We start from the raw sequence: 18,642 nt of genomic DNA, 5'->3' as shown, positions 1-18,642 counted from the left end.
GCTCGTCGTTGCGGGGGGTAGGGGGGTAGAGAGATTGGTTCTTATAAGGAAGGCGCCGCGAAAAGGTGACCGAATCGACCTCAGACCGGCGGCTGCTATTGGTCATGACGCGGCCCTCGCGATCCCTCGCGAGCACGGCGACCTCACCAAGGAACTGCTCGTGGATCGCCACGAATGCCCGCCTGCTGCGACCGCGTGCGGGCCGATAGACAATCAGATCGTCGGCCGCCAGGCCCGCCAGGGCCCGTCCGATCGTCTTGCGGTCATAGCGGCGCCCACCAGCAGCCACGATCAGCTCAACGACCTGACCGAGTGCAACCCGGTCGTCGGCGACCCTGCTCCAGCCGCACAACAGCTTGAGCACGGCCGCCATGACGTGGCGCCGCGCCCCACGCAGACGCAGCTTTGCCACGTGTGCTTCCAGGCGTCCACGCACCAGCTCGGCATCGGAAAAGGCCACTCGCGGCCGGTACCGGCAAACGTGCCCGGCCTCGTTCCGGCGGCCGCGACACCCACAAAAATGATCTGCTTCTGCGCAGTTCACGCGATGTTTCCGCGCGACCCGACCCGGATATCTTGAATCGTGTTCTGGGTAAACGGTACCCTGGAACTTACCTTGCACGGTAAAAGTCCCTTCGAAGGTTGTCGAAGGGCAGCGGTAAAACGAGACCCCCGGAGTTCACTCCTCCGGGGGACCGCTTTCTTAAGAGCGGATCACCACCGGAAAACCGAGGCGGCTTGAGATTTCTGCGCTGCCCGATGTAGTTATCGATGTAGGACACGCAAACTGGTGCGCGCGTCCATCACTCACACAGCTGTGGTCCTCCCTTCATTGCGACTGAACTGATGTCCCGCAGCGGCGGCTAGCCAGATATCGGCACTGACCGCGCTGCAAAGCACCGCGGGATGCAGGCACGGTTGACGGTGAGGCACAGGCGGTTTCCTCATCGACAGGCCATGCCCCAAGCAGCAGCGCTGTGGCGCCGGCGCAAGGACCTGCATTGTGGGCAGGCGGGCCCAACGAGGACACCGAGGTCGCCCGCCACCCGCAACGGGTTGATGAAGCGCAGCGATGGCCGCCAGCCGCTGTTCAGCAGCCAAGCGCACACGAGTTGCTCTTCGCTGAAGTCCCAGCCCGCCTCGGGTCACGGCCCGCAGCGCTTCAACAACGGTCTCGAAGCACCGCGGCGCGTCAGATTCGTCATCGACGTAGGCCTGATCGCGCCGCGAACGCCGAACCGCGACGAACTGGTATGCAGAGACGAATGGGCTAGCCGGGGTCGACGGGGTGCTCACGCGGACCTCCGGATAGGGGCTTGATCTGCAGCCGCTGCCACAATCGATTCGGCCAGACGCTTGATGTGATTGGGCTGCGCCGCTGGCTGGGCAGTGCCGTTGTGGGCATCCGGCTCGATCAACTTGTCGGACTCCATCGACTTGATGTTCAGCGTGTCGAGAATGACCGGGTCCGAGCCGTCGTTCGTCACGCAGAAGTAGGCCAGGACACCACGTGTCTGGCCAGGTCGACCCAGTCGGCCGATCGCCTGCCGGTGCACACCGGGTGACCAATCGAGCTCACCAAAGACGAGGGTGGAGCACACATCCTGCAGACCGTCGAGGCCGGCGCCGGACCGCAGGGACATGATCAGAACCCGCGCGCCGCCCTTCGTAAAGGCTTCGACTGATTGATCTTTCGCGTTCGATGACTCGGTGCCTGTGTACATGACAGGCTTGAATTCCTTCAGCCGTTCCATCCAGATGTCGTAGACACTGCGATGCCAGCCCAGCAGCAGCACCTTCTCTTCACTGGACAGCAGCATCCGCACAAAATCAGCGACGAACGGCGCCTTCGACACCCCGGTGGCCTGCCGCAGCTTCCAATCCAGATCGCCCGACGCCTGCCACTTGGCACTGTTCGACGCGTCCGCTGACAAGATCAGACGCGCCATCTCTATGGCGTTGCCCGACAGCTCATTAAGAATGTTGCTGTCGGACGGGACGAGCTGCTCGATGCTCTCGATGGCCGGCAACTGGATACCGACGTCGGCGCGGGTACGGCGCAAGAACAGCCCGCGACGCGTCAGATGCGAACGCAGCGCCGCGGGGTTTTTGATGCGCACCTTGGAATCGCTGTCTCGGTAGGAGCCCGACCCCGACCATTCACGCAGGAACTCATCACGCCCACCGAGGCATCCGGGGCGCACGATGTTCATCACCGAGTACATCTCGCCACCGAAGTTGTAGACCGGGGTGGCCGAAAGTCCGCATACCGTAGCGCCTTTGGATACCAACTGCTCGGCCCCCTGGTACTTGTAGGACGTGGTGCGGCGCAGCTCCTGAATCTCATCGAAGATCACAGTGTGCACGTAATCGGCCAGCACCGGGCCCAGGTTGGCCAGCTTGGCGTAGTTCATGACGAGCAGGTCATAGGCAACGTGCTCACCGCCCTTGAAGATGCGGCGAAGCTCCTTTTTAGGGTCCGTGGATTTGAGCTCGACCCCGCTCAACTGCGGGTAAAACTTGTGCAGTTCGCGAAGCCACTGTCCAGGAAGCCCGGTGCGAGTAATTGCGACCGCGGGCCGCGCGGCAGGATCCTCCAACAAGGCTAGGGACATGAAGGTCTTGCCAAGCCCGAGTTCGTCCACAATCAGGGTCGATCCGGTAGTCCGCACCAGGTCGGTGGCCAGGCGCTGATACTCGCGCGGCGGCAACGCTGGAGTCAGCCAACCTGGTCCAGGGGTCAGGAACCCGGTTCCGGCCCGAAGCCGATCCACCAGGAGCTCACGTTCGTTCGCGGCGTGAGCGTGTGCGGCCAACTCTGCGCGGTCGGCGTCGGTCATCTCAAATGACCAGCGCTGCAACACCCATTCGATCTCCTGGGCCATCTCTTCGGTGGCGTTGACGGCCAAGGCCTCCGCCTTGGCGATGCGGATACCGGGCAGTAGGCGCTTGAGCCGCATCATCACATGAGGTTCAGCGGTGATGACCCACCAATGCTTCTGGCGACGAATAGTTCCTACCGTGCTCACAAGAGGCCCCCCAGATTGATAGCCAGAACAGGCTTGCGATGGATGATCGCGGGGATTCCCGCGGCCAACACGCGACGGCTGGACGCCAAGACGATGGCGTCGACCGCGTCATGCTCGGCGTAGCGGCCGAGCTGGCGCAGAACAGCGCTACGGGCCCCGGCGACCTTCACCTCGAGAGCTACCGAGACGCCGTCCACGTCCACCATGAAGTCGGGGCGATCGCGCCGAGACAATGCCCGTTCCCGCTCGGCTGAAAAGCGGCTGTGCAGCACTCCCCAAATCGCCTCTTGCAGTTCGATTTCGCTCGTCCACCGGTAGGTGAATCGGCTGAGGTGTTCTGCGACCGCAGCGGCCGCGTCCGCCCCGGGTGTGCTAGTGCTCTGGGGCATCGTCATGCCGCGCCCCCCTCAACACTGTCGAAGACGTTGACGATGCGACTGGTCTGGAGCTCGTGTACGTCAACGGGCGGAGAGTTATTTTGGTCCGGTCGGCTTGATCGGGGACAGCGATCAGCTCGGTGAGAAGGCGATCGATCGCGCTGGCGACCACCTGAGGCGCCTGCTGCGCGAGCATGTGTCCAGCGCCTCGTACGCAGACGTGCGTGGCACCAGGTATCTGCGCGGCGAGCTCGCGGGAGTGCACCGGTGGCGTGATCGGATCGGCGCTGCCGCTGATCACCACAGTTTGAGCGCGGACCGCCCGCAGGGATGCATGGGTGTTGAAGTCACGAAGCGCGGGTAGGAATCCCACAGCGGTCGCCGCCGGGGTGGTCGTCACAGCCGCGGCAGCCACCGCCGCCAGGGCGGCGCGCTGAGTCTGCCCGTAACCTGCGTGCCGGCTCAGCGCCGCGCACACGGGCGTCGAGAGGGTACGGAGCGCGTGCTGAGGGGTATGCGCAAGCAGCCGAGATAAACCGACGATCCCGGGGGTGGCCAACAGCCGGCCCAGCCCGCGTTCAGCAATTCGGCCGGCGGCTGTTGCCACCAATACCAAGCCGTCCGGATCGATGGGACGCTGATGGGTTTGCCGTGCGAGGTAGGACAGCGCGACCATGGCACCCAGTGAGTGACCGACAAGGATCACCGACCCGCTGACTTCGAGTTGTTCGATGGTGTCGGCCAGGTCGCCGGCGAGCTGGCCGGGTCGGTAAGTACTGATCGGCGCGGATTGAGACTTGCCGTGCCCGCGGTGGTCATAACCGATCACGCGCACGGCGCCGTCGTAGCGACGCTGCAGATAGTCAATGTGGTGTTGCCATGACAGTTGGGACAGGCAAAGACCGTGCAGGAAAACCACCGTCCGTTCAGCGGCTAGGTCGCCGTAGTCGCTGCAGGCCAGCTGCACATCGTCGGCTGTGGTGATACACCCATGCCATTCGCGATGCTGCTGCCTGACGGCCGCGGGAAACGCTGCGGCGGCGAAGGCGGGATTCGTGGTCATGTCAGAACCGCGCTCGAGTCGACGACGCTAAGGCGGCCAGTGGTGCCACCGGCAAGAAGCTGATCCGCGGTGCGCAGCAGCTGCGGCCGATCATCAATGCCTACGGTGGATGACCGTAATACCAAGTCGACCAAATGGTCGTTGCTACCTGGTCGCTCCTTGCGCGGCCGCACTGTCATGACAACACCCCCTGAATTAGAGTCACCCGTGGCACGCTGTCCATGAGCACTAAATCGGCTGCGAGGTCAGCCATCTCAGTGCGGATATCAAGTCCGGCTAGCTCACGCCAGCGCGCGATCGCCCAAGCGACGAAATCACAAGCAGCTGCTCGGAAGTGGACGATGATGGCGTTCTCGACATAGACCGCCGCATCGATAGCGTATGCAGCGCAATCGGATTGACCGCCACTATCGTGACGCGCGGCTTCTGCTGCACGCGCCGCTTGAAGCGCCGCGTCATACGCTGCGTCGGGCTGGGCGTCGCCGTCAGATTCGCGCCAACTTGCGATAGTCACGGCTTCGCGGGCATCCCGGCATTCGCCTGCATCCACGTGTTCGCCACGAGCGACACGTATGCATATTTCGGCTACCTCGCGGATCGCCCGGACCGAATCGCCTTCCCTGGTGGCTCGAATGAATCGCACAAGGCCCCACGCGGAATCGTTAAGCATGTCAGCGATCCAGAGGCACAGCAGCCGATCGGGCAATTCCACATTCGTTCCGATGGTCTGCAGAGCCAAATCGAACACACGTGCGCTGTCTTCTGGTGACAACACCCGATCGGGCGCAGGGCCGGCGAGGCTGTCGGTGAGGACTTGCACCAGACGCGCAAGCGCGGGTGCCGAGCATTCGGGGTAGTCGCTGATCTTGTCGTCACCGTTGAGGTGCGAGATCAGTGTCAACGGACAGCATTTCCCAGACCTCGGCCGATAGGCACCTCCGGTCAATACCATTGGATGCTGAAAAAGGTTAAATTCTGTCATGACAATCCTTTTCACCGGGCTCGTAGGTTCTTGACGTGCTGACTACTCGATGAGAGCTTCAGCTACGGATGCGCACTAGGCGACACCTCGCCGCCGGGAATTCGAGGTCAGTTGTGCGATCCCCCGGTCATAGAGCCGGCAGATCTGTTCGACGTCGGCCGCGTGATCGTTGTATTCGGTCAGGGTGGTACCGGCGGGCAAGCTGCGCCGAAGCGCCCTGATGAGCAATGCATACGGCACGGCCATCTCGGTTTGCTCCCACGCGACACTGGTGCAGCAGTAGATATCGTGGCCACGCCTGCGCCATTTCTTTTCGGCGATTCGCCTGGCCACCCGCAACGTGGCCGCCGCGACGGCGCGCAGCTCCGGCGGGTAAACCGGCGGCATTGAGCCCAGCCGAATCTCAGCGAGCACGTACGCGGCATCCAAGCATTCCTTCAGGGCATCGGTCGACTTGCCGGTGATCTCCTGACAAGGCACAGTCACTGCAGCACCGTCGATCTGGACGAGCCACCCGCCGAAGCTCACCGTGGTGATCGGTCTACGTGTGCGCGGATGCTCATAGCTGGCGACCTCGAGGTCGCTTCGGACGATGTTCATGAGATCCCCTGCCCAGCGAATCTGGTGAGATCCCATCGCCGAGTGTTGACGCGCCATTCGACGCGGATCCTCAAATCGTTGTCCCCTCTGAAAGGTTCGGCATACAGAATCGAGGCGGTCTCACGCATGATCCGCCTGACACCACGCACATCGGGAGGCTCAGGGCTAATCACATACCAGGTGAAGATCTCCGTCGGTGTGCACATTCGCCGCCAGCAGACCTGCGAAATGGACTCCCCCGCACTAGCTGCTAGGTGCGCGCGCAACGCATGGGCAAGCCGTCGTTCCCGTCGCAATTGAATCCAGTTCTGAATCGCCCAACGCCAGCGAGCGATCGGAGTTCCATTGGTTGGCACGGCATTTCACCTACTTCCGAACTCGTGATAACGACTGTGATGGATGCGTCCCCCGGGTTGTCGCACCGGACGAGCACCGTTGTTGCGGTAAGTCATGCGGCCCGCCGTTGCCGCTTCGGTGGGAATTTGCCGTAGGTGGCGATGTAGCTGAGCTTTTTGATCTTGCGTTGATATTTGCCACCCCGGTCGGTCTCGGAGACGGCGACACCGGCCCACACGCCACTAAGGTGGTAGGGCGTCTGGCGATAGAAATCGGTAGCCGCCTGGGCGCAACTCTGCAGAAACGGGCATGATTTGCAGGCGGCCTCAGCCCACGCCCAGCGGCTCTCGTCATGCCAGGCCTCAGGGTCAAATACGCACGGGCGCACACGGGATGCCACTGGCCGAGACACCGGCTGAGGGGCCGCGAACAGTGGCGGTTGGACGATGCTCGGGGCGCGTTCCACTGAATCACTGAGCAGCGAAGCTGGCGCAGTGCGCGGCGGGCCGGCTGGCATGGGTTCGAGATCCTCGAACAGGGCCGGTTGCATCAGCATCAAAGGGCCCTCCTTTCCAAGAGGGCAACTCGTCTTGCGAGCCACCCGACGTTGATGCACGACGTAAACACCGCCACGCCGTGAGCGATGATGGCGACGCGGTGATCAGCGACATCCGCTGACCAGTACATGCCAAATATCCGTTGCACCCCAGTGTGATTCACGGCCTCTTCTCCATCGCACTACGGAATTGCGCTACGATGTCGGCGATCCCTACCCGATCTAGGACCACAGGAACATCGCGCACGCCGACTGCAAGACGAGGATCTGCATCAGCGGCCGACAGTTTGGCTTTGACGTCCAACCGTGAAAGCACCGCGGACAGCGTCAGCATCAGGGGCGTATCCGGGCACACGACCGTCATGCCACGTCGACCAAACCGCGCCGCGGCATGAATAGCGCCACGACTGATGCCCAACGTGGCAGCGCTGCCTTGGCCAAATACCCAACGTCCGTCGCGAAAACCGAAACGCTCCAAGGTAACGAGAGGATCAGCGAGCACGACGCTACGGCCATCCCCACTAAGGCGCACCACGGTCGATCCTCGGCGGGCAAGCTGTTCGACTAACCACAACGCAGTGGGTGCGTGGTCGACGCGAATCCGGCCCCGACCGTCCGACCAGCGCACCGTCGGCACGAACGCCAGGAACGCCGCGACATGGCGTACAGCCACCGACGGATCTTCGTCGAGCTCGCACAAATGCTGACGCGCCGCGAGGACCACATCCGCAAACCCACCGTTGCTCGAAGCAGATCCGTTCGAGTTGCATTTGGCATGAGTCACGCTGATGCCCCCATCGCCACAGCATCGGCTGCGGTACTGTCCAGACCAGCAATGGCACATAACTGATCCATCGCCCCTGCCCACCCGGTGGCCTGATGTTCCGGCACAAACACGCCGGCGTAAAAGCCCGATTGCGCCTGGGTGAGAACCGCGTCCTCCGCACACTTGCGCAAGACCGGGCAGCGGCGACACATCTGTTCCAGATGCACCCGGACCGCCTGCGCCGGTGCATGATCCGGCGTCCATAAATCAGGAACGTCGGGCGTTTCAAGGCCACACACTGACCGCTTCTGCCACCGCAACCCAACACGCGTTCTCATAGCGACAACCCCCCAACTGCTGCAGAGACTGGAGCGATTTCGGCGACGAATCGCACAGAAGCCGCCGCAACGCGACCGGCCGCCGGCCGCGCGACGTCGCGGAAACAGATCGCCGACCACAGCGAATCGAACTCCCGCTTAACGAAGCCGAACGCCTCATGCGTCGACGACAACACCCGACCTGCAGGACCTACCGCCGCGCGCAACCTACGCTGTTCGGCCAGCGCAACGCGACACCGCTCACGAACAGATCCAGCCGGCTCATACAAATCAGCGATGAACCGCACGGCCATCGCCGCTACCTGGACCGCCTCCGCACGTGCACAACCAATCCGATTGTGGCGCACCTCATCCCACAACTCATCCACTTCCTCGCCGAGGACCCAGGCGCCTTCTTCCAACGACAGCCAGCTCCGCGGATATCCCTCAAAGCTGGACATCAACTCGTCCCAAAGCGCCAACTCCGCGTGCCGATAAGGCCCCTCAGGATCCCCGGCGGCAGCATGCGTGGTGAGTAGGTGAGGCGTTCTCATGCAGGCACCAGGGGCGGGTTGAGCAGCCGGATGCATTCTTGGCAAAAATCGTCCCCCGCAACGCATGTCCAACCGCAATTCGTGCAACCGCTAGTGCAGGAGCGGCACGCCAAGCGGCCCTCGATGCGGACAGGGTCCTGGGGCGGCTTGTCACACATTGGGCAGGTGTCGTAGATCGGTTGTGGCGTGGTGACCCGGTGGGTGATGGTGGCCGGATCGTGACGTCGCTGAACTGCATTAGTGCATGCCAGCGGTGAAAGTCTGGTGTTTGGGGCGGGAATACTTGATTCCGTTGTCGGGTAGCCTCTACCCTGAGATCGACCTAGCAAAGTCATCTCTCCTCGTTGTCGGGGAGACCCGGAGGGCAAGCTCCTAACTTGTTCTCCACCCGTTGAACAGGGACCCCCTTCGGGGGGTTCTCTGTTCTTGGGCCAAGGGTCCATCGCTATTGAGATGTGCCGCGGGTGCGGCTAGAGCTGCAGCGGTATCACCGTCCTCGGGATGCGTTAGGCGCTCGACATTGTCAGATGGTCACCGGGCCGTGGATCGAGCTGGCCACGCCGACATCGGCTTCAGGCTGGTTGGCCGGAACGCGAGAGGCCGCAACCGCACGCTGAGGCCGCGAATTGGCGTGGCCCGGCTGCCGGTAGACCCTCATCGCGGACTCCTTCTCATACGAAACGGCTGTCTCCGATGCACGATACTCTAGACTAAAGCAACAGTCTATAGAAGCGTAATTAACAGCCAGACGGAGATGTCGGTGAATCTGTCTTCCTATGACCGCAGCAACAAGGCGCGTATGACTCGGCGGGTCCTGCGCGGATTCAGCGCGAGTGAATTCGCTGACGCTCGCCGCGCCCGCGGCCTGAGCGTGTCGGACCTGTCGCGCCTCGCCAATACCGGCACGTCCACAATCCATGCCTGGGAGGCCGGAACCAATACTCCGCAGGTCGACCTGTTGGCTCGGGTCATGAGGATCATCGAAGCGCCGATCAGCCAGGTCGTGAAAATAGACCCTGCCGAGCGCTACCCCGGCGACTGGCGCGTAATCAGAGGCATTACACAGCCGGAGCTTGCTGCGGCCGCAAAGATTTCCACCGGCAGCTTGCGCGGAATCGAACGTGGAGACATCGCTCTCACCGACGCCAATGCCGCCACGCTGGCCGCGCTCCTCGATATCACCGTCGAGGAATACCGCGCCGCCTACACTCGCGCGCGACAAAGGCCGCCCGGGACCACGGCCTGATTGGAGCGCTGACCTGCCGGCGGCGAGCTGGAGTCCGCGCTCTTCGGACCTGCTCGGAACCGGTGTGCGGGCGAGCGGCAGCCCCGGAGGAACGACAGGTTCGTTTTCTTGAGCGGTGAGCGTGAATGGGCCCTTCTGGATCTCCTCAGGCGCGGACCGACCGAATCCAACGAGGGTGACACGGAAGGTCTCGGACGGCACGACGTATTTATAACGGTATCTACTCATCATCGCAATACACACCCACGTAAAAGCTCCGGGGTCTCGTGGAGTTGCGTGGCCGGATGCGGCATCGGGCGCGCGCCATGGGATCTGAGCCCGTAGATGCCGGTAGCTTGCACTGGGGGCAGTCCTTTCTCAGGAGTTGGCTGGTCGGGCACGCATTTGCGACAGTTCACACTGAAGCGTGCAGCATTGTTGCGCTGGTAGTCGAGCCCAATCGAGTCCCGTCTTGTCCGATGTCGTCCGACTTGTGTCCGAGATATGTCCGACGTAGTCCGAGATGTGTCCGACCTGCCACTTAAAATCGGGGGGTGGTCGCAGTGTTTAAGGAGCTATTGGCGGAGCGACGCGTGTACGATTACGCGGCGTTTCGTGCTGAATATCGGCGCGCAGCAATGGAACTGAACCCCTCCAAGGAACCCATGGTGCCTGTGCGGTCGACGTTTCACCGATGGTGCAACGGGGGCCTTGCGAAGTTGCCACCGGAATATCATTGTGAAGTCCTTGAGCACATGTTTCCGGGATGGAAGGCGCGCGACTTGTTCGGTCGAAGCGATCGGCGAAATAAACAACCGACCGGGGCGGGCGTAATTGAAGCGGCGGCCACGGTGTCTGTTCAAGAGCTTGGTGGTCTGTGGGCGACGGCATACAAGTTTGAGGGGCGCCGCCACGTCGACTTATCTGTGCTTACAGCATCGGACGATCATTTCACCGCCCGTAATTGGCCGCCGCCGCCGCGGATTGAAGACGGCCTACTCGGGCATCGCAACGAGATTTCCGGCTCTATAGTGGGGCGCCATCTCGTCGGTGTATGGCGCAATTTTAGCGATCGCTACTACTGCGGCGCCGTGCATTTGGCGGCGCACCCCGGCATGTCGATCCTGGATGGGCATTACACCTCGATCGTCACCGATACCGCCGTAGCAGCCGGCCGGTGGCGATGGGTCAAGGTCGATTCGCAGTCGGTCGGGGCCGCGGATCTAAACCGCATTCGCCTCGATGACCCTGCAGCAGTTCATGATTTATTGTTCAGCCACGGTCCGTACAGCGGGCCGATTCGGCTCGGAGAACTTATAGAGGAGGGTGCATGAACGTGCGCGTCGCTGCGGTGGACACCTATTTGCGTGCCTGGACAGAGCAAGACCCAGACCTGATCGTGACCATCTTCACCGACGACGCCACGTATCACGAACGTGTCCTGGCGGCGCCGATCCGAACGCTTGCGGGCATACGGGACTACTGGGAAACCAAAGTTGTTGCATCGCAAGCAAATATTACCGCTAAGCTGCTAGCGCTCTATCAAGATCAACACACCGTCATCGCAGAGTGGGAAGCGGTGTTCGACGACCTCGTACAAGGTTGCCGAAAGCGAATGCGCGAGGTCGCAATCCTTGAATTCGAGGGCGACAAGATCGCGAGCCTGCGCGAATACTGGGCGTCAGAACAAATTTAGCTGACCAGACAGCGCCGCGCGTTAGGCTGAGGTGAGGGTTGGAGAACCCACCAAGGCCGCGCGCCGAGGGGCTTTTTCGCCGCTGTGAGCAGGCGTCCATTGGACCGCGCCACTATAGCCCGCTTATTTGTGCGGGAAGCGCCGGGCGGCCTACCCGTTATTGACGGATGGTTTCGGAAACGAGAAAGAAAGCTGTCAGGAAGTTTCAATGATCTCTCTGAGCGCTATAGGTCCGCCCAGCTGTGGATGTTTCACGATCGCGTCGTAGACGGCGCGTGGTTCGCCCAGCACCACCAGGCTAAGGTCTACATCTGCGACAGACCCTCGTTCAATGCGGATCCACCGCCAGGGCTCAGCCACCACGTGGGTGTCGTTAGTAAAACCCGTGTAATAGCCATCGAGGATGTTTTCGCCCGGAAGCACCGAGAGATGCAGTGAACCGTAGAAATAGCGGTCATTCGTGTTGCGGAAATGGCCCATAATGTTCCGGCCGAAAAGTTTTGCGCTCGTTTCGGTCTCATGTCCGAAGCCATCGCCTTCCACGCGGGGTCGAGGTGGATAGTTGCGAGACTTTATCCCCGTTCCGGTGGCCGTGATGGTTGACAAATCGACATGGCGCTGCCGGGTCCCCCCCAGCAGGTAACCAGTGACCCACAATCCCTCCAAGATTGCAGGTTCGATCGCAGGAGTGATCGATGACAGCACGCCGCCGTCTGCCTTGGCGTTGTATAGGGAATTGTCTTGATGGTTCTGATTGCTGAACAAGCCTTCTGCCGTCCAGCCGGGGAACATGCGCTCCAGTACCGCGCAATGATCACCACGGGGAAGGGTTCGGACCTGGCCGCTGATCCAGCGGTAATACTGTGACCTGGTCGGCGGGAGGGCTCCGCGCGGCAGATCCAACTCGTTTGCTCGCCGCTTATATTCGGCGAGGAAGTCGGAATATCCATAGATGTGACGCTCCGCGAGGAGGGCTTTCAACGCGTTGCCCACCAGTCAACCGTATAGCGCCGCGCGACTGTATGCGACTAGACGCGACTAGGCGGGATCGCCGTGAGTTCGAAATCGGGCCATACGATGAGTGGATGCCCGCCACATCGCTGTTTAAAGATCACGCCGACATCTACGCTGACTGGTCGGCGAGAAATCCGGTCAATTGCCGATATGACCGGCCCACGATTCTGCGGTTGGCGGGCGAGCTCGCCGGTAAGTCCGTGCTAGAACTCGGCTGCGCGGCCGGGGTGCTCACGGATCAACTACTCCAACAAGGCGCCGACGTGTTGGCCGTCGATATTGAACCGCACATGATCGAGCTCGCTCGCCAACGCCTGGGCACCAGGGCACGTTTCGAGACAGTCGATATTGAACACCCGGGAACCATAGCGCCTCGACACAGTATCGATGTCGTCATTGCATCCCTGGTGCTGCACTACGTCAAGGACTGGTCACCACTACTCGAGGAGCTGCATCGGTGCCTTGTCCCAGGCGGCGTCTTGGTGTTTTCGCTGCACCACCCAATCACGGGCTGGCTGTTATCTGACCGAACCGACTACCATCGCACCGAGCTGGTCAGTGAGGTTTGGGACTGGGATGGGGTATCGGTAACCGCGGAGTCGTATCGTCGTCCCTTCTCGGCAATTATCGGAGACCTACGGCGAGCCGGGTTTGCGATCGACGTGGTTGAAGAACCTGTGATTCAAGCAGACGCTGCAATCGATCCCGAGCTACTTCACACCTTGCGTACTCAACCCTTCTTTCTGTACGTGCGAGCGGTCAATCTTCCTCAGACTTCCTGATTCTGGAACTTTCGCATAACCGGCGGCAGCCTGCTGATAGGGCCGGGGCCGCCGCGAGTCATCCCCCAGCGGCGAGGCGCGTCGTTGCACCGGGCAGGGATTAGGACCAAATACCCTCCGGTTCCTGCAGTACCGACTGCGTGCGGCCGCTGGCTCGCGCGGCAAGGGCTGCGTCGATCACGACATTGGTGGCGTATCCGTCGTAGGCCGATGGTCCAGTGAACGTTTGGGCGCTCACTGCGGCCAGCCACGCGGCGTCCTGGGCTCGATAGGCTTCGTAAAAGCGCTCCATCCAGGCGTCGGGTTTCCCTTGTGCGTCAATGCTGTCGGCGGTGGCCCCATCAGTGACTCGGGGAAGGCTGAGCGTCGCGTTCGCACCAACGATGTCGCAGCCGATCTCACAGTTCAATCCGGGGCCGCGAGTGAGTTCGATGACGCCAATGACACCCGAGCGCGAGATCAGGGTGAGAACGACGATCACTGTGGAGCCGTCGTGGCTGGTCGTGGATACGGCAGACACTTCGCGGATGTCGTCGCCGGTCAGCCAGCGGAAGACGTCGATATCGTGGGAGGCCGAACTGGTGATGAGTTCTGTTTCATCGAATACAATGACCGTCAAGGGATTTCGGTGGAGTTGAGTGATCAGGACAGGTTCACCGATGAGGCCCGACTTCAGGGTTCGGTGCATACGCTGGTAGCCGGCGTCGAAGCGGCGCATGTAGCCGACTTGCAGGCATGCGACACGACACCATGGCCGTCGGCAGAGACTTTCACCCGCGATGCCGCCGCGATATTCTTCACCTGCGAAGTGCCTTCCCGCCAGGATCTTTGAACCGTAGAGAAGTCCAATTATCCCTTGCAGGACAGGCACTTTCGCGTATCTACACCCCAACACTCACAACAATCCACGAAAAATCCGGGCTAAGACGCGAATTCTTCTCTACCTAAGGACAATCCGGCCGTGGATCAACACCGGATTCAAGGTACAAATGACGATCTGCACCAGCCTCGATCCTTTGGGCAGTTGCTCAAGACACTTCGGTCGATGACCGAAATTAGTGGTCTAGTCTCAAGCTGCGAGCACCTATCTGATCGATGAAGAAACCCAGATCGCCTGGGTAACAGTTCAACTCGCCCCTCGGACACATCCGGCGACACGACTCAGGTCGGCCGTCGCCTTGATTTGTCGCAAATGCAGATCGTAGTCAAGGCGGAGTCCCAGAGTCGCGTACACCTCGGCTCTTTCCGCCCCGGTCGCTGCACCGAGCACGGCTGACAACCCACCAAGTTCCTCGATCAATTCGCTGATCTGCGCGGCAGACATGACACGGGGCCGCTCCGCCTGCTCAAGACGGGCCTTCAGCTCGTCGCGCTCGGCGGTGCGGCGACGCAACGCGGCGGTCAAGTCCTCCACGGCCACGCCAGACTCCACGGCGGTAACCAAAGCAGCAACCTTGGCATTTGCCTCACGAAGCTGGCGCTGCAGGGCAGCGTAGCCAGTACCGACCGCCGGGTCCACGTCCTGCCCGCGTGCGAGATCAACTTCCACATCTACGGCTCACCGGGACGCAACAACCCCGTGCTTGTGCTCTCCTGCTCGGCACTGATAGCTCGTCGCTATGTCGGAGCGGCAGTGCGGTTCCTCGTCCGCGTCGGACTGGGCGACCGTGCATCCACGTGTCTTCGCACGAAGACAACGCTTATGAGCTTCTGCAAGCGCAGGAGCTCATAAGCGGCACAACTGCGGCGCCAGCAAAACTAAACGATGGCGTCGTGTCCCGACCGCTTCGTCTCCGATGCGCGCTCTGCCACATTCCTTTCGAATATAACCCTGCGGCCAAGCGAATATGCGGCCTCCTCGCCTCTCGGTCGCCGCCGACACCCGCTTATCGACCCCTCGCGTGGCGTGCTTGTCACGAACGCGACGTGGAGCGGTCGTTGGTCGCTGAGCGGGCCGTGATGAGGTACGTCAGAACGGAGATCGCTATAAGGCCGGTGCACGTGGCGCTGATAGAACGGATGTCGACGTGCAGCGAAGTGCCGCTCTCGCGGACACCCAATCCGAAGGCCGCGACACCGACAGCGCTGCCCAATTGGCGCAGCGAGCTGAATGCGCCGCTTGCCGTTCCTGACTCCGCCGGGTCGACGCTGTTCAGTAACCGGGTAGTGATCGGCGGGATCACCAGTCCAACACCGAATCCCATGGGCACGGTCCAGATCGACACCCAAACGACTGTGTCTGTTCCTGCCGCTATTAGGACGGCACCCATCAGTTCGAGCAGCAGTCCTGCGACAACTGTGATGTGATCGCCGACCATGCTGCGGATCGGCTCGACGACCGTGGTGGAGACCCCGGTGGCCAACATCATGGGCAGAAATAGCAAACCCGAATGCAGGGCTGAGAGGCCGTGGTTTCCGCCGTAGAACAGCCCAAGGCAGTACAGCAAGCCGAAATTCACGGCGTTGACGGAAGCTCCAACGATGACCGCTGACTGGAACACTCTGCTGCGAAACAGAGCGGGCGGCAAGACAGGATTCGAGGCTCGTGCTTCAACGACGTAGAACAGCGCGAACCCGCAAACGGCGGCGACCGCTACCGCGGGGGCCACGATCGAAACCGTTGAGCCGCGGTCGTGTTGGAGCAGATTAGTGCCGGCGACGACGACAATCGACGAACCTGCGTAGATCAGCTGCCCTAGGGTGTCGGTCCTGCCAGTATTTTTCATCGCCGAAGGCCTCCGCGCTTGAGGCAATGTCAACATCGCGGCCGTAATTACGATCGGCAAGTTGAGCAGGAAGATGGACCGCCATCCGAATGCCTCGATCAGCACCCCGCCGAGAAGCGGTCCAGCCGATATCGCGATCGCGCCGGAGAATGCCCAGTAGGCGACCGCCCGCCCCAATTGGCTGGCGGGCACGTTGGAGCGCAAAACGGCGAGCGCAGAAGGCGTACAGATTGCCGCACCGATTCCTTGCGATACCCGGGCAGCTACGAGAGTGGTCAAATTGCCGGCGGCGGCGCAGCCTAACGAGCCGAGCCCGAAGATCATAATTCCCAGCAGAAATGCGCGCTCGGGACCGACCCGGTCAGTGATGGCGCCCCCCGACAGCATCAGTGTGGCGAAGGGAATGGTGTAGCCGACCACCATCCAGCCCAGCGAGTGCGCTTCCACCGCGAGGTTGTTACGGATGGTGGGCAGTGCCACGTTGACGATGGTGACGTCGAGCGATGTCAGCAGCATGAGGATGCAGGTCGACGCGATAGCACGGCCCGCTCCAGCGCCGTGTAACGAGCTGCCCGGAGTCAATCCAGTTTCGGGTGGTGGACTTTCGCGCCGACCGGCCCGTGCGTCGGCGAGCTGTCCTCGCTGGGCGTCAGTCACGATCGGGTCCGGGCGCCGTTTTTTGGACCTGCATGAGGAACTCTGCGTTGCTGCGGGTCTTTTTGAGCTGGCTCATCAGCAGGTCGATGGCTTGGTTCGAATCGAGACCTGAAAGTACCCTCCGCAGTTTCTGGACGATGGAGGCTTCATCGGCCGACATCAGCAGGTGATCTTTGCGGGTGCTGGACGGGTGGACGTCGACGGCTGGAAAGACCCGCCGCTCAGCGATTCTGCGATCAAGTTTGAGCTCGGCGTTTCCTGTTCCTTTGAATTCCTCGAAGATCACAGTGTCACCTTGGGATCCGGTTTCGACCAGCGCGGTCGCGATGATGGTCAACGACCCGCCGTTTTCGATGTTTCGCGCGGCTCCAAGGAACCGCTTGGGCGGATACAACGCGGTTGAGTCAACGCCGCCGGACAGGATGCGGCCTGAAGCGGGCGACGAGTTGTTGTATGCGCGGCCGAGTCTGGTGATCGAATCAAGAAGTACAACAACATCTTTGTCGTCTTCGACCAGCCTTTTGGCTCGTTCGATGGCAAGTTCGGCGGCTTGCGTGTGATCGGAGGGCGGCCGATCAAAGGTAGAGGCGATGACCTCGCCTTTCACCGATCGCTGCATGTCGGTGACTTCCTCGGGGCGCTCATCGGCGAGAACAACCATGAGATGGCATTCCGGGTTGTTGGTGGTAATCGCGTTGGCGATCTGTTGGAGGATTGTCGTTTTACCGGCTTTAGGTGGCGATTGGATTAGGGCGCGCTGACCTTTTCCGATCGGCATGATGAGGTCGATGACGCGGGTGACGAGTCGGTCCGCCGTCGTCTCGAGGCGCAAACGCTCATTGGGGTACAGCGGGGTGAGCTTGCTGAATTCTTTTCTGCGCTTCGCCTCTTTGACGTTGTAGCCGTTTATCGTGTCGACGCCGGCTAGGGGAGAGAATTTTTGTCGTCGGTGGTTGCTGTTCGTGTCACCGTCACCGTCTCGAGGCACTCGTGCTTTGCCGGTGATCGCGTCGCCGCGCCGCAGTCCGTGGTCCCGGACCTGTTTCATCGAGATATAGATGTCGTCGGGGCCCGGCAGGTAACCGGAGGTTCGTACGAATGCGTAGTTGTCGAGGATGTCGACGATGCCGGCGATGGGTTGCAGCTCGTCGTTGTCGACGGGGCTGGCTTGCTGTTCGCGGCCACGGTTACGATCGCGGGCGCGTCGTCGCCCTCGCCGCTCGCGCCGATCATCGGCGTTGTTTGTGTCTGGGTTCGATTCGGTCGGGGCTTGTTGATCGGCATGCGCGCCGACGTTGGTGGTTTCGCCCTGGTCGTCAGGCACCTCGGGTTCTGCGCCGTGAGTGCTGGCACTGAGTCGCTGGCGCTGTGCCGCGACGGTCGTGGCGTTTGTGGCGCCGTTATGTTCTCGGCCGGACTGGTCGTCGCCAACGTCGGTGGCCGCCTCGTGACCGTTTGCAGCGCCGTGAGCGCCTTGTGGCGCCGCCGATGCACAGGGCGGCTCCGCGGCGCTGGCGGCGGCCATTGCGACGTCCCTGTCGGGATGTGTTTCGCTCGAGCGGATGTCAGCTCGGTGGTCCTCGCTGTTCCGGGCGGCTTGCGCAACGCGCGCGGAGATTGCGGCGACCAGGTCGTTCTTTTTGAGTGATCTGACGCCGGTGAGTTTCATATCTGCTGCCACAGCGCGTAATTCGCTGAGTTTCATGGCGCTCAGCGGCTGGGGAGGCCACTTCACGACCGAATCAGCGCTCGACGACACGATCATGAAATCCTCATACGTCATGGTTATGTATCCCTTCTTTTTTGCAGCACAACCGATGCCCTCGACAGCGCTGTGCGTGAAAGGCACGCTCAGTTGCGGCGGGTGATGTAGGTCCACGGATGCAGGTGGTACCCGAGTCGTCAGCCGTAGGGCTGACCTAGCGAACGAGATCTACCGATGAATGCGACCTCAATGCAATG

General features: G+C 61.6%; 19 protein-coding genes and 1 pseudogene. 4 read left to right on the top strand and 16 right to left on the bottom strand.

Features of this window, described 5'->3' with window-relative positions; translation table 11 throughout:
- The 11 genes and pseudogenes from ACYQ8K_RS23435 to ACYQ8K_RS23385 form a co-directional block, all read right to left on the bottom strand.
- Positions 1 to 460, bottom strand: a pseudogene (locus ACYQ8K_RS23435) (hypothetical protein); the annotation flags it as partial.
- An 832-nt stretch (positions 461 to 1,292) separates the two neighbouring features.
- Positions 1,293 to 2,963, bottom strand: a complete 1,671-nt coding sequence (locus ACYQ8K_RS23430) for an SNF2-related protein (RefSeq protein ID WP_459972744.1) — start codon at positions 2,961 to 2,963, stop codon at positions 1,293 to 1,295.
- Positions 2,964 to 3,025: 62 nt separating this feature from the next.
- Positions 3,026 to 3,424, bottom strand: coding sequence for a hypothetical protein (locus ACYQ8K_RS23425; RefSeq protein WP_459972742.1), 399 nt, complete (start codon positions 3,422 to 3,424; stop codon positions 3,026 to 3,028).
- Complete coding sequence (locus ACYQ8K_RS23420; protein ID WP_459972741.1) at positions 3,402 to 4,469, bottom strand: alpha/beta fold hydrolase; 1,068 nt, start codon at positions 4,467 to 4,469, stop codon at positions 3,402 to 3,404. Before ACYQ8K_RS23420 ends, ACYQ8K_RS23425 begins: the two co-directional genes overlap by 23 nt.
- Positions 4,470 to 4,644: 175 nt before the next feature.
- Positions 4,645 to 5,451 carry a hypothetical protein gene (locus tag ACYQ8K_RS23415; RefSeq protein WP_459972740.1) on the bottom strand — a complete coding sequence of 269 codons (807 nt, stop codon included), beginning with the start codon at positions 5,449 to 5,451 and terminating at the stop codon, positions 4,645 to 4,647.
- A 75-nt stretch (positions 5,452 to 5,526) separates the two neighbouring features.
- A complete protein-coding gene (locus tag ACYQ8K_RS23410; protein WP_459972738.1) occupies positions 5,527 to 6,051 on the bottom strand; it encodes a hypothetical protein in 525 nt (174 codons plus the stop codon).
- A 448-nt stretch (positions 6,052 to 6,499) separates the two neighbouring features.
- On the bottom strand, positions 6,500 to 6,943 hold the full coding sequence (locus tag ACYQ8K_RS23405) for a hypothetical protein (protein WP_459972737.1): 444 nt from the start codon (positions 6,941 to 6,943) through the stop codon (positions 6,500 to 6,502).
- Between the two features lie 160 nt (positions 6,944 to 7,103).
- The gene (locus ACYQ8K_RS23400) at positions 7,104 to 7,727 is read right to left on the bottom strand and encodes a hypothetical protein (protein ID WP_459972735.1); all 624 of its coding nucleotides are present in this window, start codon (positions 7,725 to 7,727) and stop codon (positions 7,104 to 7,106) included.
- Positions 7,724 to 8,047, bottom strand: a complete 324-nt coding sequence (locus ACYQ8K_RS23395; RefSeq protein WP_459972733.1) for a WhiB family transcriptional regulator — start codon at positions 8,045 to 8,047, stop codon at positions 7,724 to 7,726. Before ACYQ8K_RS23395 ends, ACYQ8K_RS23400 begins: the two co-directional genes overlap by 4 nt.
- Positions 8,044 to 8,487, bottom strand: coding sequence for a hypothetical protein (locus tag ACYQ8K_RS23390; RefSeq protein ID WP_459972732.1), 444 nt, complete (start codon positions 8,485 to 8,487; stop codon positions 8,044 to 8,046). Before ACYQ8K_RS23390 ends, ACYQ8K_RS23395 begins: the two co-directional genes overlap by 4 nt.
- A 616-nt stretch (positions 8,488 to 9,103) precedes the next feature.
- Positions 9,104 to 9,238, bottom strand: a complete 135-nt coding sequence (locus ACYQ8K_RS23385; protein ID WP_459972730.1) for a hypothetical protein — start codon at positions 9,236 to 9,238, stop codon at positions 9,104 to 9,106.
- A 102-nt stretch (positions 9,239 to 9,340) separates the two neighbouring features.
- Here ACYQ8K_RS23385 and ACYQ8K_RS23380 point away from each other — a divergent pair, with 102 nt between their 5' ends.
- The 3 genes from ACYQ8K_RS23380 (at position 9,341) to ACYQ8K_RS23370 (ending at position 11,501) form a co-directional block, all read left to right on the top strand.
- Positions 9,341 to 9,826, top strand: a complete 486-nt coding sequence (locus tag ACYQ8K_RS23380; RefSeq protein WP_459972729.1) for a helix-turn-helix domain-containing protein — start codon at positions 9,341 to 9,343, stop codon at positions 9,824 to 9,826.
- Between the two features lie 533 nt (positions 9,827 to 10,359).
- Entirely contained in the window at positions 10,360 to 11,139 is a 780-nt protein-coding gene (locus tag ACYQ8K_RS23375) for a hypothetical protein (RefSeq protein WP_459972727.1), read from the top strand.
- Positions 11,136 to 11,501, top strand: coding sequence for a nuclear transport factor 2 family protein (locus ACYQ8K_RS23370; RefSeq protein WP_459972725.1), 366 nt, complete (start codon positions 11,136 to 11,138; stop codon positions 11,499 to 11,501). The genes ACYQ8K_RS23375 and ACYQ8K_RS23370 overlap by 4 nt, the downstream gene beginning before the upstream one ends.
- A 195-nt stretch (positions 11,502 to 11,696) precedes the next feature.
- Here ACYQ8K_RS23370 and ACYQ8K_RS23365 read toward each other — a convergent pair whose 3' ends face one another.
- The gene (locus ACYQ8K_RS23365; protein WP_459972723.1) at positions 11,697 to 12,494 is read right to left on the bottom strand and encodes a hypothetical protein; all 798 of its coding nucleotides are present in this window, start codon (positions 12,492 to 12,494) and stop codon (positions 11,697 to 11,699) included.
- A 92-nt stretch (positions 12,495 to 12,586) separates the two neighbouring features.
- Between ACYQ8K_RS23365 and ACYQ8K_RS23360 the strand changes: the two genes are divergently transcribed.
- Complete coding sequence (locus ACYQ8K_RS23360) at positions 12,587 to 13,297, top strand: class I SAM-dependent methyltransferase (protein ID WP_459972722.1); 711 nt, start codon at positions 12,587 to 12,589, stop codon at positions 13,295 to 13,297.
- A gap of 100 nt (positions 13,298 to 13,397) precedes the next feature.
- Here ACYQ8K_RS23360 and ACYQ8K_RS23355 read toward each other — a convergent pair whose 3' ends face one another.
- The 4 genes from ACYQ8K_RS23355 to rho form a co-directional block, all read right to left on the bottom strand.
- Positions 13,398 to 13,985: a Gfo/Idh/MocA family protein gene (locus ACYQ8K_RS23355; protein ID WP_459972747.1), complete on the bottom strand. Its 588-nt coding sequence runs from the start codon at positions 13,983 to 13,985 to the stop codon at positions 13,398 to 13,400.
- Between the two features lie 438 nt (positions 13,986 to 14,423).
- Positions 14,424 to 14,846 carry a hypothetical protein gene (locus ACYQ8K_RS23350; protein WP_459972720.1) on the bottom strand — a complete coding sequence of 141 codons (423 nt, stop codon included), beginning with the start codon at positions 14,844 to 14,846 and terminating at the stop codon, positions 14,424 to 14,426.
- 364 nt (positions 14,847 to 15,210) lie between these two features.
- Positions 15,211 to 16,539: an MFS transporter gene (locus ACYQ8K_RS23345; protein ID WP_459972718.1), complete on the bottom strand. Its 1,329-nt coding sequence runs from the start codon at positions 16,537 to 16,539 to the stop codon at positions 15,211 to 15,213.
- 133 nt (positions 16,540 to 16,672) lie between these two features.
- A complete protein-coding gene (gene rho, locus ACYQ8K_RS23340) occupies positions 16,673 to 18,463 on the bottom strand; it encodes a transcription termination factor Rho (protein WP_459972717.1) in 1,791 nt (596 codons plus the stop codon).
- Positions 18,464 to 18,642: the final 179 nt, after the last annotated feature.

It is taken from the genome of Mycobacterium sp. MUNTM1 (assembly GCF_054660795.1).
Note: the sequence above shows the minus strand (reverse complement) of the source record. Positions and strands in the feature narration are given on the sequence as shown.